Genomic DNA, 16,308 nt, shown 5'->3' with positions numbered 1-16,308 from the left:
ACCTAGCTCAACCAAATGAGGATGTAGTCGACTGCTTTGAATAGAAGCTCAGACCAGGCCTGAGCTTCCATATCATCGTGCCACGCAAAGCCTGGTTCCTGGCTCATATCGCAGACGGACAATGTTCCGCCGTGGCAATCTGTTTTACCTCAGGCAGCCCTCAACAGGTCTCCATGCGGGTCGAGGACGAATTTGGTCGCCGCGCCCTGGTCAAAACTCTCGTAACCCTGAGCGGCATCGTCGAGTGCAATGATCTTCGCATTGACGATATCGGCGATCGGCAGCCGGTCGTGCAGAATCGCCTGCATGAGCTGACGATTGTACTTCAACACCGGCGTCTGACCTGTGTGGAAGGACTGCGCTTTCGCCCAACCGAGACCAAAGCGCAATGACAGGTTGCCGTGTTTTGCCGCGTTGTCGACAGCGCCAGGATCTTCCGTCACATAGAGCCCTGGAATGCCAATCGAGCCTGCTGCGCGTGTGATCTCCATCATCTGGTTGAGCACGATCGCTGGCTGCTCGCCGCCCGCATGGCCGCGCGCCTCGAAGCCGACCGCATCAATCGCACTGTCCACTTCGTTCGTGCCGACCACTTGGGCGATCATGTCACCTAGCTTGTCGCTTTTGGAGAGATCGATGGGTTCGAAGCCGACATTAGCAGCATGCTGCAGGCGATCCTTGTTGAAGTCGCCAATCATGACAACGGCCGCCCCCAGGATGCGCGCCGAAGCGGCAGCGGCAAGGCCGACTGGACCGGCGCCCGCCACATAGACCGTAGAGCCGACACCGACGCCCGCGCGCACCGCGCCATGGAAACCTGTCGGCAGGATGTCGGACAGCATGGTAAGATCGCGGATCTTAGCCATCGCCTTGTCGCGATCAGGGAACTTCAGCAGATTGAAATCCGCATAGGGCACCATGACGTAGCGCGCCTGCCCGCCGATCCAGCCGCCCATGTCGACATAGCCGTAGGCGCCGCCAGCGCGCGAAGGGTTAACAGTGAGGCAGACACCGGTGTCCTGTGACTTGCAGCAGCGGCAGCGCCCGCAGGCCACGTTGAACGGCACGGAGACGATGTCGCCGATCTCCAGCATTTCGACATCGATACCCTTTTCAATGATCTCCCCCGTGATCTCGTGGCCGAGCACCAAACCAGGCATTGCCGTCGTGCGGCCGCGCACCATGTGCTGGTCTGAGCCGCAGATGTTCGTGGAAATCACTTTGAGGATCACGCCATGCTCGATACGGCGACCGTCCGGCGCCTCCAGCTTGGGGTCGTCGATGTCGCGGACCTCGACCTTGCCGGGCCGCATGTAGACGACGCCTCTGTTCCTGCTCATAGTCTGTCTCCTCCTGGGTTAAGTCTCTCTTGCCCATTCCTCCGCGGGCAGGATTCCAATTGCGCCGCAGTTCCCGCATAAGAGCGCGGTTATTCTCACGACGACATAGCCTCTATCTAAGTCGCCTATTCATCTCTCTATTTTTTAATTACCAAGCTGGCGAATTCGCCTTTAAAAGCGATGATGCTATATTGTCTACCATCGATATAGCGATCGCGACTGTGCAAAAAAATTCACTACGGCTTGAGTTTATTGCACATCAGCAAAAGTGCCTGACTGGCTTGGACATTCAATGGCGTTGGGCACAACGTATTCGAATAAGGGATGTTCAGGACATTCCCCCTCTGCACGACGAATATGATCTGCGGCGCAGCGGCGGAACAAGTTCCAGGATGAAGCGGGCGGAACTGGCGATCTTGCTTACCAGATAATCAGTCAGCCGACTTGCCAAATCGGGATCAACGTCGCCCCCTGGTCCGGGTAGCCAGGACGTTTCGAATTGAAAAGCTGGAGTGAATTCTCAGGACACCGGGCAGCGTGGAGAGAATTTCCTTATGAATTCTCTCGAACTCACCCGCGCCTGCCACCTCGACTCTCAGCAGATAGTCCGAGCCGCCGGTCATCAGGAAACATTCGCGGATCTCGGGATGCTTTCGCACCGCGGCTTCGAAGCGGTCGAGGTGTTCCTCGGTCTGCCGTTCCAATGTGATGTTGATGATCACCGCGATCGTATCCTCGGAACTGCCGCTGTTCACCAAGGCCGTATAGCCGCGGATGATGCCAGCCTCCTCGAGCAATTTGATCCGCCGCAGGCAGGCCGAAGGGGACAAGCCGACTTCCTGCGCCAGGTGCGCATTGCTCATGCGTGCGTTCAACCGCAGCAGGCGGAGGAGATTGCGGTCGATCGCGTCAATCGCTGTCATGCAGAATATTCCATTTTTTCGCAGATTATTCGACTGAATATCATGCATTGAAACAAACGATCAGCAATAGGCGGGATATTCAAAGAATATTTCAATATCTTCTCGCATGTCCGAGGGGGTGCATATGGATCATCAGACTCTGCATGTAGACTATCAGCAGACCGAAGCCGGTATCGGGGCTTCCGGCTATCTGACCATCGACCTTCCCGCATTGTGCCGAAATTACCGGAAGCTTTCGGCGACGGTCGCGCCCGCAAAAGCCGCAGCCGTCGTCAAGGCCGATGCGTATGGTCTTGGCGCCGAACAGGTCTCCAAGGCCCTTTATGCGCAAGGCTGCCGGCATTTCTTTGTTGCACACTTTTCGGAGGCGATCCAACTCAGGCCCTTTTTCCCAAACGATACGCGAATATTCGTGCTCAACGGACTGCAGCCGGGATCAGAGATTGGCTGTGCCGAGGCCGACATCGTTCCGGTTCTCAACTCGCTTGAGCAGTTCCGGCGGTGGTCGTCTACGGCTCAGAAGCTCGGACGCGTTCTTCCCGCCGTTTTGCAGTTCGACACCGGCATGTCGCGCTTGGGCATCTCGCCGGAGGAAAAAAGCGCACTCGCAACCGATCTCAAGAGCTGCAGCAACATCGAAGTCCTTTTCATCATGAGCCATCTCGCCTGCGCCGACGAGGCGGACAACAGGCAGAATGCCGATCAGCTCGCGGAAATGCGTCTCGTCGCGACCGATTTTCCCGGCCTTGATGTCTGCTTCGCCAATTCGGGAGGCGTTTTTCTAGGCAGCAAGTATCACGGGTTTCTGGCCCGTCCCGGCATTGCGCTTTACGGCGGAGCGCCCACGCAGGGCAAAGCCAATCCAATGGAGGCGGTGGTCCGGCTCGATGTCGCTGTGATCCAGACGAGAACAGTTCCAGCCGGTACGCGCGTCGGATATGGCGGCGCCTGCGTGACTTCTGCCGAGAGCAGGCTCGCCACGATCGCCGCAGGTTATACCGATGGGCTGCCGCGCAGTCTCAGTGATCGAGGAGCCGTTTTCTATGGTGGCGTTCGTCTGCCGATTGTCGGCCGTGTCTCGATGGACAGCATTACCGTGGATATCACCGCCCTCCCCTCCGGCACGCTTTCGCTTGGCAGCCTCGTCGAAGTCCTCGGCCCTCACCAGACGCTTGAGGACGTCGCCGAAGCCGCCGGCACCATCTCCTATGAAATCCTGACCAGCCTCGGCCGTCGCTACGAACGTCGGTATCGCTGAGCAACAGACCACCATCGAGGAAACTATGAAAGTCATCGTACTCGGCGCCGGCGTCATCGGCGTAACCAGCGCCTACCAACTCGCCAAGGCAGGACACGAGGTCACCGTCGTCGACCGTCAGGAAGGACCCGCCCTGGAAACGAGTTTCGCAAACGCAGGTGAAGTCTCGTTCGGTTACTGCTCGCCCTGGGCCGCACCAGGCATCCCGATGAAAGCGATGAAGTGGCTGTTCATGGAACATGCTCCGCTCATCCTGCGTCCACGGCTCGATCGCGCCATGCTGTCCTGGCTCGTCAAGATGCTGTCCAATTGCACGTCGGAACGCTATGCGATCAACAAGAGCCGGATGCTGCGCCTTGCCGACTACAGCCGCATCTCGCTGGCCGAGGTCCGCAAAGAGACCGGCATCGCCTATGACGAGCGCATGCAGGGCACGCTGCAGTTGTTCCGCACGCAGCAACAGCTCGATGCATCGGCAAAGGACGTCAAGGCTCTTGCGGCCGACGGCATTCCCTACGAGGTGCTCGACCGCGACGGATGCATTCGCGTGGAGCCGGCGCTCCGCCATGTCCGCGAAAAGATCGTCGGCGGTCTGCTGACGCCTAAGGACGAGACCGGCGATTGCTTCAAGTTCACCAATGCCCTCGCCGCAAGGGCAAGCGAACTCGGCGTCCGGTTCCAGTACGGTACGACGATCAAGGGGCTCGACGTCCAGAGCGGCAAGGTCCACGGCGTCATGACCGACCGCGGGCATATGAGCGCCGATGCGATCGTCGTCGCACTCGGCAGCTATTCGCCACTGCTGCTGAGGCCCCTTGGCATCCGGCTTTCCGTCTATCCGGTCAAGGGCTACTCACTGACGATCCCGATCATCGATGCATCACGGGCACCGGAATCGACCGTGATGGACGAAACCTACAAAATTGCGATTACCCGCCTCGGCGATCGTATCCGCGTCGGCGGCATGGCTGAAATCTCGGGCTATACCAACGATCTTGGCGATGCCCGCCGGCGGACGCTCGACCATTCGGTAACCGACCTTTTCCCAGGCGGCAATCTGCGGAAGGCGTCATTCTGGTCCGGGCTGAGGCCCATGACGCCGGACGGGACGCCGGTGATCGGCCCGACGAAGATTGCCGGCCTTTTCCTCAACACCGGCCACGGCACGCTCGGCTGGACCATGAGCTGCGGCTCCGCGCGTCTGATCAGCGATTTGGTCAGCGGGCGCAAGCCGGAAATCGACGCGGGCGATCTGGCAATCAGCCGTTACCGCTGAACCCGTATTCAAAGCAAGACAGGATGGAGGCATCAATGATCGAGGCAATAACGACGTCTGAAGCTCCGGGCGCAATCGGCCCGTTTTCGCAGGCAATCAAGGTGGGCGATCTGCTCTTCGTCTCGGGGCAGCTCCCGATCAATCCGGCCACCGGAGAGTTCGTTTCCGACGATCCTGTCGAACAAGCGGAACAATGCTTGAAAAACATTGCGGCGATCGCGAAAGCGGCGGGATCGAGCATCGAGAAGACGGTCAAGACGACCGTCCTGCTCACAGACCTTTCCCGGTTCGCTGACATCAATAAGATGTATGCGACTTTCTTCCGAAATCCTTTTCCAGCCCGAGCCTGCTATGAGGTCAGCTCGCTGCCCAAAGGGGCACAAGTCGAGATCGAGGCAATCATTTCGCTTGCCTGAGCCGCACCATGAATGATCGCGCGCCCTGATGTCGCAATCATTTCGCGCCGGTGGCGTGGAATATAACGCGGCACGGCACATGAAGCCGTAGTCTCCGAGACGAACTGCTTGCCGGCAAAGGGAGGACAAACCATCGCCGGCCCCGGTAACCACACTCTCATGAATTGTTGAACGACCGACAACCTTCGCCGTATGCGTGCTTGCAGTAGTTCGCATCGAGAAATTATAGATAATCAGGAACGCTCTATCGATAACTATTCTGCAGGGAGAAGGAATTTGCCGGAGATGCCGCACGAAATCGCTACAAACGATCCAAAACTGGTTGCATCAACGGAGAAATGGAGTTTTTTCGAAGCAGAAAAAATCTATAATTTTCCTTTCAATGATCTTTTGTTCCGTGCGCATAGCGTGCATCGGGAGAATTTCGATCCCAATGCCGTGCAGATGAGCCGGCTTCTTTCGATCAAGACCGGCGGCTGCGCCGAGGACTGCGGCTACTGCAGCCAGTCGGCACATTATCCAACAGGGCTCAAAGCGTCGAAGCTCATGGAGGTCGAGCGGGTTGTCGCCGAGGCGGCCAAGGCCAAAGAGGGTGGTGCAACGCGTTATTGCATGGGCGCTGCGTGGCGCAGCCCGAAAGAACGCGACATGGAGGCGATCGTTGCGATGGTTCGCGGCGTCAAGGCGCTCGGCATGGAGACCTGCATGACACTGGGCATGCTGTCGCCCGGGCAGAGCGCGGAACTCGCAGATGCCGGCCTCGACTATTACAACCACAATATCGATACTTCCGAGCGCTTTTACAGCGAGATCATCACCACCCGCACCTTCGCCGACCGTCTGGAAACGCTTTCGAACGTGCGCGACGCCGGGATCAAGGTCTGCGCCGGCGGCATCCTTGGCATGGGGGAAACGGCTGACGACCGCATTTCCATGCTGGTGACGCTCGCCAACCTCCCCTCGCCGCCGGAAAGCGTGCCGATCAACATGCTCATTCCGATCCCTGGGTCAAAACTCGCCGATGCCGCGCCGATCGATCCCATCGCATTCATCCGCACCATTGCGCTTGCGCGAATTCTGATGCCGCAATCCCATGTGCGCCTGTCAGCCGGTCGGACGGAAATGAGCGATGAGACGCAGGCGCTCTGTTTCTTCGCCGGAGCCAATTCCATCTTCGTCGGCGATACGTTGCTGACCACTGATAATCCGGGGGAGGACCACGACACCGGCCTTTTCCGCCGCCTCGGCTTGAAGCCCATGGAACTGGAGCCGAATGCATGACAGGCGCGGGCCTCGCGCGCTATGGCCGGACATTGAACGGGCTCGAGCGCAAGGGACGGTATCGGACCTTGCTGCCGCAAGGGGGCGTCGACTTCACCTCGAACGACTATCTGGCACTCGCCAATTCTCCGCGCCTCAAGGCTGCCATCACCGCAGCGATCGAACGGGGCGTGCCGGTCGGTGCCGGCGGCTCGCGATTGCTTCGCGGCAACCATCCGGAACATGAAGCACTCGAAGCGGAAGCCGCCGCCTATTTCGGCGTGGAACGCTGCCTCTACTTTGGCAGCGGCTATGCCGCCAATGTCGCGCTCTTTTCGACCCTGCCGCGACGGGATCTGATTGTTCATGACGCATTGGTACATGCGAGCGTGCATGAAGGGATTTCGGCAAGCAAGGCACCATCGGTCTCCGTGCAGCACAATGACGTCCAGGCCTTTGCCGAGGCCATTCAGAAATGGCGCGCTGCGGGCGGCGCCGGCCATCCGTGGATTGCCGTCGAGAGCCTCTATTCGATGGATGGCGATCGGGCTCCGCTGACCGAGCTCGCCGAACTGGCCGACCGGCATGACGGCCTTCTGGTGATTGACGAGGCCCATGCGACGGGCGTTTTCGGACCCGGCGGGCGTGGATTCGCTTCCGGTCTTGAAAGCCGCGAGAACATCGTCGTTCTCCATACTTGCGGCAAGGCGCTTGGTAGTAGCGGCGCGCTGATCGGCGGCCGTGCGGTGCTATGCGACTATCTCGTCAACCGGGCACGCGGTTTCATCTACTCGACCGCGCCATCGCCGCTGATGGCTGCCGGCGTACGCGAGGCGTTGAAGGTTCTTGCCGACGAACCCGAGCGCCGGGCCTCTCTGGAAGCATTGCAGACATTCGCCAACGCAGAACTTGCTGCCGCACTTGGCGCCGACGGTAGCGGCTCGCAGATCCTGCCGGTTCCAATCGGCGATAACGCCCTATCGATGCGGATCGCAGCGCGGATGCGCGACGAAGGCTTCGACATCCGCGCGATCCGGCCGCCGACCGTACCCGAAGGCACGGCGAGGCTCAGAATTGCCATCACCTTGAACGTAGACAAGGCGACGATATCGCACATGTTCGCGCGCCTCGCCGCCGTCATCGCGGAGGAAAAGTCGTGACGCTAAGGTTTGTGGTCACTGGAACCGACACGGGGATCGGCAAGACCGTTTTCTCGGCGGCCCTGACCGATGCGCTCGGCGCTTATTATTGGAAGCCGATCCAAGCCGGTCTCGAAGACGAAACGGACAGTGAGACGGTGCAGCGGCTCGGTCGGATCCCGCCTGCGCGCATCATGCCGGAAGCCTACCGGCTGCGGACACCGGCTTCGCCGCATCTTGCAGCCAGGATCGACGGGGTCCGGATAGAGGCCGAAGCCCTTATTCCGCCCAGCACCGATGCGCCGCTGATCATCGAAGGCGCAGGTGGATTGCTGGTGCCGCTCACCGAAGAGGCCGTGTTTGCAGAGGTCTTTGCCCGCTGGAAAATACCTGTTGTCCTTTGCGCCCGCACGGGCCTCGGAACCATCAATCACACATTGCTGTCGCTGGAGGCGCTGCGCGCCCGGTCCATTCCAGTTTTCGGCGTCGCTTTCATCGGCGATAAACAGGCGGAAACGGAAAGCATCATCGCAAAGCTGGGGCGGATCCGTTCACTCGGACGGCTTCCAAAACTCGATACGCTCACGCCGGAGCTTCTGCGGCAGGCCTTTAGCGAAAATTTCGACATCGATCTCTTCCGCAAGGAGCCGGTATGACGTCTTCGCCCGTATGGCATCCCTTTACGCAGCACGCGCTCGAGCCGGCGATGAAGCGTATTGCAAAAACCGAAGGTGCCCACCTTGTAGACGAAGATGGCACCGCCATTCTGGATGCGATCTCCTCGTGGTGGGTGATTACCCACGGCCACCGTCATCCCGTGATCATGGATGCGATCCGACGAGCCTGCGAAACCTACGACCAGATCATCTTCGCCGAATATTCCCATGAACCGGCCGAAGAGCTGGCCAGAGGCTTGATCGAGATCGCACCCGCTGGGCTCAAGCACGTCTTCTATTCCGACAGCGGCTCCACCGCGGTCGAGGTGGCGTTGAAGATGGCGCTCGGCTTTTTCCATAACACGCAAAAGCCGCGCAGCCGCATCGTGGTGATGGAGCACAGCTATCACGGCGATACGATCGGTACGATGTCCGTCGGAGAGCGCGGCGTGTTCAACGCCGCTTACGAGCCGCTGCTTTTCGAGGTCAACAGACTGCCCTTTCCGACGATCGGCGAGGAGCAGGCCACGCTCGATGCGTTCGAGGATGCCTGCCGGTCAGGCGAGGTGGCGGCGCTTCTCATCGAACCGCTCATTCTCGGAGCGGGTGGGATGAAAATCTATCGAGCCTCACTGCTCAGCGAGCTGAAGCGCATCGCCGAGCGATACGGCGCTCTGATGATCGCCGACGAGGTGATGACCGGCTGGGGCCGGACGGGCAGCCTGTTTGCCTGCGAGCAGGCATCTATAACCCCTGATATACTCTGCACATCCAAGGGTTTGACGGGCGGCGCGCTGCCGCTGGCGGCAACGCTCTGCACCCGCGAGATATTCGATGCCCATCTCTCGGCGGACCGGCGCAAGACCTTCTTCCATTCCAGTTCCTATACCGCCAACCCTATCGCCTGCGCGGCAGCGGTGGCCAACCTGAATATCTGGAGGACGGAACCTGTGGGTGAGCGCATCGCCAAGCTCGTAGAGCGCCAAAGCGCGGGGCTTTCCCGCTTTCAAGGTGATCCACGGTTTGACAATATTCGCCAGAGCGGCACGATCGCCGCTCTCGATCTCGTCGTGCCGGAAGGCGGATACCTCTCGGAGGTCTGGCCTCGCCTTCGCGCCTTCTTCCGCGAGCGACGTCTGTTGATCCGTCCGCTCGGCAACGTCATCTATCTGATGCCACCTTACTGCATTACCGCCGCTGACCTTGACCGGTCCTATGACGCCATCGATGAAGCGGCAGGCCTTCTTGCGGCTGGGCGGCTATGAGGGAGGCGCGCTCATCTTCTCTCGCGGGCGTCGGCCATGCCGTGCCCGATCGGCGCGTCGAAAATGCCGAGATTGAAGCGAGACTCGGCCTGGAACCCGGCTGGATCGAGCGCCGGACCGGCATCCGCGCGCGCCACTGGGTTGACGATGCTGAGACGCTGAGCGGACTTGCCGCAAAGGCCGGCGAAACTGCCCTCGGCGACTGCGGCATCGCGCGTGACGACATTGCTTTGACCCTGCTCGCCACGTCGACACCCGATCATCTGCTGCCACCCTCTGCCCCCCTGCTCGCGCATCGCCTCGGCCTTCGAAATAGCGGCGCGATCGATCTGGCCGGCGCATGTTCCGGCCTCCTCTACGCGCTGACGCTTGCCGACGGCTTTGTCCGCACGCAGGGGCGGCCGGTCCTGGTGGTGGCGGCCAATATTCTCAGCCGGCGGATCAATCCGGCCGAACGGGCTAGCGCCGTTCTCTTCGCGGACGCTGCCGGCGCCGTCGTCTTGGCGCCGTCAGGCGATACGGAGAAGGGCATTCTTGGCGTGGATCTCGCCTCAGACGGAAGCCGCTACGATCTGATCTCCATTCCGGCCGGCGGCAGCAACAGGCCCTTCGCACCGGGCATGGCGACGGAGGATTTCCTGATGACGATGCGTGACGGCCGCGAAATGTTTACCCAAGCGGTGGACATGATGGCGACCAGCAGCGCCCGCGCGCTTGCTGCTTCCGATCTGGATGCGGCAGCGATCGACCGCTTCGTGCCACATCAGGCCAATGCCCGCATTTTCGATGCCGTTACCGACAGGCTCGGCATCGATCCGGCAAAAACTGTGCGGACGATCGAAACCTACGGAAATTCGTCGGCGGCGACGATCGCTCTTTCCCTGTCGGTCTCACATCGAGCCAGGCCGTTCGTTTCGGGGGAAAAGCTGCTACTGACAGCCGCGGGCGCAGGCCTGACGGGAGGTGCCGTCGTTTTCGGCATATAATCCAGCGGCGGCGAGCAGCCTATTTGGGCGTGGATCCCCGACGCCGCTCGGCGGCCTGCATCATCTCAATAAACCGCCGCACCTTGGCGGGACGGAAACGAGCCATCGGCAGCACGGCATGGATCCCGCCGGCGGGCAAGGTCCAGTCAGGCAGCAACCGGCTCAAACGCCCGGCTGCGATATCGTCGACGACCATGTAGTCAGGAAAGACGGAAACACCAATACCAGCCTTCACGCAGGCATAGGCCGATGGCGTCTTGTCGGTGCGCACGGCCGAATTCGTCTCGACGATCTCGGAGGAATGGCCCTCGCGAGAAAACATCCAACGTAAAGGCTGGCGCAGGACCGCGTTCTCGATCCAGGGAAGCGCCGCTACATCGGCCGGCTTCGAGACCTTGGGAAAACTCGCCGCCAACTTTGGCGTTGCCACCAGATACTGCTGGAACGTGCCCAGGCGTCGGGCCTTATTGCTCATATCCGTCAGCCAGCCAACCCGGATCGCCAGGTCCAACTGCCCATTGGCGAGATCGATGACATTGTCATCGAATATGAGATCGACGCGCATCTGCGGAAACCGCTCCCGGTAGGTGGCGACCACGGGCGCTACGACTGCCTCACCGTAATCCAAGGGTGCCGTCAGCGTCAGCGTGCCGGTGGGTTCGATGGCGTGAAGCGACATTTCTCCATAAGCGGCTTCCGCTTCCCGCAGAATGATGGCGCACCGGTCATAGAACACTCGCCCCTCTTCCGTCGCATGCAGCCGCCGGGTCGTTCGCATCAGCAACGACACGCCAAGCTCATCCTCCAGACGTGCCACCTGATGGCTGACCACGGCCTTGGCGACGCCAAGCCGTTCAGCAGCGGCGGTGAATGATCCGGTTTCCACCACGGATGTGAAGAAGATCAACCTGTTGAGATTAAGGAGTTCGCTCATGCTATTGTCTGATCTGTTCGTACAGTCTGTATGATTGACCGATATTTCCTTACACCGCAACCGCTGAGATGATCGGCCCCGTCAACGGAGGACTACGATCCATGCAGGAATTCTCTGCCGTCTATCTCTTCGATCCCCTATGTGGCTGGTGCTATGGTGCGAGCCTGGTGATCGAGCGGTTGCATCTGGCGGGTGTCGAGCTCGAGCTCCTGCCGACGGGCTTGTTCACGGGTGGGGGTGCCCGTGAGATGGATGCATCATTGGCAGCCTATGCCTGGTCCAACGATCAACGGATCGAACGCTTGAGCGGCCAGCCCTTTTCTGAGGACTATCGATCGAAGGTCTTGAACAGGCCGGGCTCGCTGTTCGACTCGGGTCCGGCGACACTGGCAATCACGGCGGCTGGCCTTGCGGACCACCGCAGGCGCCTCGACGCGCTGCGTCTCATCCAGCATGCCCGCTATGTGAAGGGATTGGACATCACCAGCGTGCCGGTTCTGGCAGGCTTGTTCGAATCCGAAGGATTGAGCGAAGCCGCCCGTCTCTTGACCGAAGGCTCGGTCGAATTGCTCGACGCCAATCGGCAACTCATTGCCCAAGGCCAGGACCTCTTTCGTCAACATGGCGCCAACGGCGTCCCAGCCCTCGTCGTCGAAGGAAACGGACACCAGCGTCTGCTGAACGCCAGTGCCCTCTTCGGCAGCTATGACAACCTCATGGCGCATCTCCAAGCCGCTTGATCTTACTAACCACAAAGGAACCTGTATGTTTACCAGACGCGATGCACTCAAACTTTCCTTGGCCGCCGGCGCCATTTCGCTTGTCCCCCTCAGCGTTTCCCGGGCCGCAAGCTCGAAGATCAAGTGGCAATATTTTCAGGCGTCCGAGACCGGGTTCCGCCGCACGCCGGTGTTGCTCACCGGCAAGAAGGAAGCCATTCTCATCGACGGCGGCTTCACGCTTTCGGATGGCCGCGCCGTCGCGGACGCCATCAAGGCGACCGGCAAGCATCTGAGCACCATCTATGTCAGTTGCAACGATCCCGATTACTATTTCAGCCTCCGGCCGATCGTCGAAGCCTTCCCGGATGCCAAGGTCATCGCAAAGCCCGTCACCGTCGCGGCCATCCATGCCAATGTCGAAGGCAAGCTCGCGGTCTGGGGACCGCAACTGAAGGAAAACGGTCCGCAAAAGCTGTCGGACGTCGTCATTCCTACTGCGTCGGATCTGAGTGCGCTCGAACTTGACGGCGAGAAGATCGAAATCGTCGAAGTCCCTGACATGCACGATCGCCGCTATCTCTGGGTCCCTTCCATCAAGGCCGTGTTCGGGGGTGTGCTGATTTCCTCCGGGATCCACGTCTGGGTCGCCGACGAAGGCACGCCTGAAAAGCGGGAAGCCTGGATCAAGGCGCTCGACGCATTGGCGGCCCGTAAGCCGAAGATCGTGGTCCCCGCTCATCAGGCCGAGGGTGCTCCGCAAGGTCTCGATGCCGTCAAGTTTACGCGCGACTATCTTGTCGCCTTCCATGAAGAGGAAGTGAAGGCCAAGGACAGTGCGGCTTTGATCGCCGCAATGACCAAGCGTTATCCCCATCTGGGCGACGCCAGCTCGCTCGAATTGGGCGCCAAGGTCGCAAAGGGCGAGATGAAGTGGGGGTAGGCCTCGCTGTGTAACCTTGCCCCGATCAGTCCGGGTTTTTTCTTAGGAAAACTTCCGGGCTGACTTTGGTCAAAGTCCTTTGTCATTCACTTCTCAGGAGTCGAGGAATGACGGTGGACTCCAATCTGTTGCGCGCTGTCGGGCACCAACCCAATGCCCGACAGCATCTTTCCTGCGTGAACCTTAGAGTTTGATCCAAGCAGTCTTGAGATCGACGTATTTATCGAGCGCATGCAAAGACTTATCGTGACCGTTGCCTGACTGCTTGACGCCACCGAGGGGTACGGTGTTGTCAGCCCCGCCGTAGGTATTCACATGCACCACGCCGGCGCGGATGTTGCGGATCATGCGGTGCGCTCGCGAAAGGTTCGAGGTCCATACCGCCGAGGCGAGACCATAATCGGTGGCGTTGGCAATCTCCAAAGCTTCGGCCTCGCTCTCAAAGGGTATGATCGACAGAATGGGGCCGAAGACCTCCTCCCTCGCCAGCGTCATGTCGGGTCTGATATCGAAGATGGTGGGCTGCATGTAGAAGCCGCCCGTCTCCCCCAGAATGCGCTTGCCGCCCGTGCGCAAAAAAGCTCCTTCGACGAGAGCTTGCTCGACATAGCCAAGATCTTTGCCGAGCTGCGCTTCGCTGGAAACCGCGCCGATCTCGGTAGAGAACTGCAGAGGATCGCCGACCTTCATCGTCTCCGCGACCCCTACGAGTTTCTCTGCAAACGCCTGATGGATCGATTTCTCCACAAGCAGCCGCGATCCCGCGACGCAAACCTGCCCCGCATTTCGGAATATCCCATAGGCCGAGACCTTGGCCGCTTCATCCATATCCGGCACATCCGCAAAGACGATGTTCGGAGATTTGCCGCCGAGTTCGAGATAGACCCTCTTCAGGTTTGAACGCGCGGAATACTCCAAGAGACGCCTCCCGATCGAGCCGGAACCGGTGAAGGCGAGCACGTCGATATCCATGTGCAGCCCCAGGGCCTCGCCGCAGACCGCGCCGCGCCCGGTGACGACATTGAACACGCCTTCTGGCAATCCAGCTTCGGCGCAAATTTCGGCAAGCTTGAGCAGCGTCAGCGATGCGCCTTCGGCGGGCTTCAGCACGACGGAATTGCCGGCAGCGAGTGCGGGGGCGATCTTCCAGGCGCCGATCATCATCGGGAAATTCCACGGCACGATGGCAGCGACGACGCCGATCGGCTCGCGATGAACGAGACCCAGAATATTCTCCGCCGTCGGAGCGATTTCGCCATAAACCTTGTCGATCGCCTCGGCATAATAACGGAAGGTGCCTGCGGCACTGCCGGGCTCGGCCTTCAGCGCCATCGAGATTTCCGTGCCGTTATCGCGCACGCCGAGTACGGCGAGGTCAAGCGCATTCTTTTCGATCAGCTCGGCAATCTTCAGCAGCACCTTCTTGCGTTCCGCCGGCGCCGCCTTCGACCAGCTACCCTTTTCGAAAGCATGCCGTGCAGCCTTGACCGCAAGATCGACATCCTCCTTACCGGCATCGGCGATGGTGGTCAGCCTCGTTCCATCGATCGGGGAAATGACATCCATCGTGGCGCTGCTGACCGGCTGGCGCCATGCGCCGCCGATGAACAATGCCTGCGGGGAAACGGATAGTGTCCGGAGCTGGTCGATCTTGTCTTGCATCTCATTGTCTCACAAAGAGGGTGGCGGGTTTCCCCGCCACCGCGATTGGAACTGCTTCAGGCTTCCTGGCCGGCACCAAGGCGGGCATAGCCTGCCGCATCCGAAGACTTCAGACGCGCCGCGGCGATGAATCCGATGATCGCCGCGATCAGCACCAGACCTGGCAGCAACACGGCAAGTACGCCGTTGGCACCGGCGATCGCACCGAAATTCGCCGAGATGTAGTAGACGAGCGCCAGAAGGATCAGCCCCGTCACGATCGGCAGCACCTTGATGACAAGCACATTGCGCTCAAGCCCCGGATTACGGCTGAAGAACACCACGATCGAGAAGGCCGTGAACGCCATCAGCAGGATGATTGCAAGCGTGGCGACATTGGTGAGCCAGGAGAAGAGTGCCAGCACCGGATCCTGACCCGTCGCTGCAAAGAGTGCGACGACGAGCACGGCAATGACGGTCTGGATGATCGAGCCGCCATGCGGGCTCTGGAAGACCGGATGCGTGACCCCGACCGACTTCGGCAGCAGACCCTCGCGACCGGCGACATACATGTAACGCGCCACGCCATTGTGGAAGGCGAGAATGCCGGCAAACAGGCTGGTGATGAAGAGAACGCTCATCACGACGGTGATCCAGTGACCGACATAGCGCTCGGCAAGGCCGAAGAGGAACGTGGTCGGATCGGCAAGACCCTGTAACGCCGGAACCAGCTTGTCGACGCCTGCGCCATCCACCATCAGCCATGAAGTCAGCATATAGAAGAGACCGATAATGAGAACGGAGATATAGGTTGCGCGCGGCACGGTCTTTTCCGGCTCACGGGCCTCTTCGCTGTAAATAGTCGTCGCTTCAAAGCCGATGAAGGCGGCAAAGCAGAACAAGAGGCCGATGGCCGGAGTTCCGCTCCAGAAGGCCGTCGGCGTAAACGACGCAGCCGAAAGGCCGGCGTCGCCGCCCTTGACGAAGATCGCGGCGTCGATGACGAGGACGACGAGATATTCGAGAATGACGAGCACCGTCAGCACCTTGGCCGATAGATCGACGCGGCGGTAGCCAAAAACGGCGACGAAGGCGATACCGACGAAGCTCCAGACCCACCAGGGAAGGTCAAGGCCGAGCTGCTCGGCAAAGAAACCCTTGGTCGCTGCGCCGAAAAGGCCGAGAACGCCGACCTGCATGGCATTATAAGCGAGAATGGCGATCAGCGCGGCCGCGCCGCCCATGAGGCCGCCAAGACCCTGGGCCGTATAGGCATAAAAGGCGCCGGCATTGCGGATATGGCGCGCCATGGCGACGTAACCAACAGCAAACAGCAGCAGAATGCCTGTCACCAGTAGGAAGGTGAGCGGTATCCCCGGCCCGTTGCCAAGCATCATCGAAAGCGGCACGCCGCCAGCAACGGCGGTCAGCGGCGCTGCGGCCGAAACCACCAGAAAGGTGACGGCACCTACGCCGAGACTGTTTTTGCGCAACTGGTTTTCAGCCGCGCCCTGCGAATTTTGCGTATTCATCTTCGTTCGTTCCCCTTGTT

At 60.2% G+C, this 16,308-nt stretch carries 15 protein-coding genes; 10 read left to right on the top strand and 5 right to left on the bottom strand.

Annotated elements, in window-relative coordinates; translation table 11 throughout:
* Positions 1–149: 149 nt before the first annotated feature.
* On the bottom strand, positions 150–1,340 hold the full coding sequence (gene fdhA, locus NXC24_RS24685; protein ID WP_104826064.1) for a formaldehyde dehydrogenase, glutathione-independent: 1,191 nt from the start codon (positions 1,338–1,340) through the stop codon (positions 150–152).
* Between the two features lie 458 nt (positions 1,341–1,798).
* Entirely contained in the window at positions 1,799–2,263 is a 465-nt protein-coding gene (locus NXC24_RS24680) for an Lrp/AsnC family transcriptional regulator (RefSeq protein ID WP_104826063.1), read from the bottom strand.
* 124 nt (positions 2,264–2,387) lie between these two features.
* Between NXC24_RS24680 and alr the strand changes: the two genes are divergently transcribed.
* The 8 genes from alr to NXC24_RS24640 all read left to right on the top strand — a co-directional run bounded on the left by alr (position 2,388) and on the right by NXC24_RS24640 (position 10,519).
* A complete protein-coding gene (gene alr / locus NXC24_RS24675) occupies positions 2,388–3,521 on the top strand; it encodes an alanine racemase (protein WP_104827820.1) in 1,134 nt (377 codons plus the stop codon).
* A gap of 25 nt (positions 3,522–3,546) precedes the next feature.
* Positions 3,547–4,797 (top strand): D-amino acid dehydrogenase, encoded by a 1,251-nt coding sequence (locus NXC24_RS24670; protein ID WP_104826062.1) that lies wholly within the window; start codon positions 3,547–3,549, stop codon positions 4,795–4,797.
* Positions 4,798–4,832: 35 nt separating this feature from the next.
* Positions 4,833–5,213: a Rid family detoxifying hydrolase gene (locus NXC24_RS24665; RefSeq protein WP_104826061.1), complete on the top strand. Its 381-nt coding sequence runs from the start codon at positions 4,833–4,835 to the stop codon at positions 5,211–5,213.
* Positions 5,214–5,498: 285 nt separating this feature from the next.
* A complete protein-coding gene (gene bioB / locus NXC24_RS24660) occupies positions 5,499–6,494 on the top strand; it encodes a biotin synthase BioB (protein ID WP_104827819.1) in 996 nt (331 codons plus the stop codon).
* Positions 6,491–7,633, top strand: coding sequence for an 8-amino-7-oxononanoate synthase (locus NXC24_RS24655; RefSeq protein ID WP_104826060.1), 1,143 nt, complete (start codon positions 6,491–6,493; stop codon positions 7,631–7,633). The genes bioB and NXC24_RS24655 overlap by 4 nt, the downstream gene beginning before the upstream one ends.
* On the top strand, positions 7,630–8,268 hold the full coding sequence (bioD, locus tag NXC24_RS24650) for a dethiobiotin synthase (protein WP_104826059.1): 639 nt from the start codon (positions 7,630–7,632) through the stop codon (positions 8,266–8,268). The genes NXC24_RS24655 and bioD overlap by 4 nt, the downstream gene beginning before the upstream one ends.
* The gene (locus NXC24_RS24645; RefSeq protein ID WP_104826058.1) at positions 8,265–9,533 is read left to right on the top strand and encodes an adenosylmethionine--8-amino-7-oxononanoate transaminase; all 1,269 of its coding nucleotides are present in this window, start codon (positions 8,265–8,267) and stop codon (positions 9,531–9,533) included. Before bioD ends, NXC24_RS24645 begins: the two co-directional genes overlap by 4 nt.
* Complete coding sequence (locus NXC24_RS24640) at positions 9,530–10,519, top strand: beta-ketoacyl-ACP synthase III (protein ID WP_104826057.1); 990 nt, start codon at positions 9,530–9,532, stop codon at positions 10,517–10,519. Before NXC24_RS24645 ends, NXC24_RS24640 begins: the two co-directional genes overlap by 4 nt.
* Before the next feature lie 19 nt (positions 10,520–10,538).
* On the opposite strand, the gene NXC24_RS24635 is transcribed toward NXC24_RS24640, so the two are convergent.
* The gene (locus tag NXC24_RS24635) at positions 10,539–11,453 is read right to left on the bottom strand and encodes a LysR family transcriptional regulator (protein WP_104826056.1); all 915 of its coding nucleotides are present in this window, start codon (positions 11,451–11,453) and stop codon (positions 10,539–10,541) included.
* 101 nt (positions 11,454–11,554) lie between these two features.
* On the opposite strand from NXC24_RS24635, the gene NXC24_RS24630 reads away from it, so the two are divergent.
* Positions 11,555–12,193 (top strand): DsbA family protein, encoded by a 639-nt coding sequence (locus NXC24_RS24630; RefSeq protein WP_104826055.1) that lies wholly within the window; start codon positions 11,555–11,557, stop codon positions 12,191–12,193.
* 25 nt (positions 12,194–12,218) lie between these two features.
* Entirely contained in the window at positions 12,219–13,115 is an 897-nt protein-coding gene (locus NXC24_RS24625) for an MBL fold metallo-hydrolase (protein WP_104826054.1), read from the top strand.
* A 183-nt stretch (positions 13,116–13,298) separates the two neighbouring features.
* Here the strand turns inward: NXC24_RS24625 and NXC24_RS24620 are convergent, their stop codons facing one another.
* Together NXC24_RS24620 and NXC24_RS24615 are read right to left on the bottom strand one after the other, a co-directional pair.
* Positions 13,299–14,777 (bottom strand): aldehyde dehydrogenase, encoded by a 1,479-nt coding sequence (locus tag NXC24_RS24620; RefSeq protein ID WP_104826053.1) that lies wholly within the window; start codon positions 14,775–14,777, stop codon positions 13,299–13,301.
* A gap of 56 nt (positions 14,778–14,833) precedes the next feature.
* Positions 14,834–16,288, bottom strand: coding sequence for an APC family permease (locus NXC24_RS24615; protein ID WP_104826052.1), 1,455 nt, complete (start codon positions 16,286–16,288; stop codon positions 14,834–14,836).
* Positions 16,289–16,308 lie beyond the last annotated feature (20 nt).

It is taken from the genome of Rhizobium sp. NXC24, from assembly GCF_002944315.1.
Taxonomy (GTDB): Bacteria; Pseudomonadota; Alphaproteobacteria; order Rhizobiales; family Rhizobiaceae; genus Rhizobium.
This window is presented reverse-complemented; position numbering and strand designations above follow the sequence as displayed.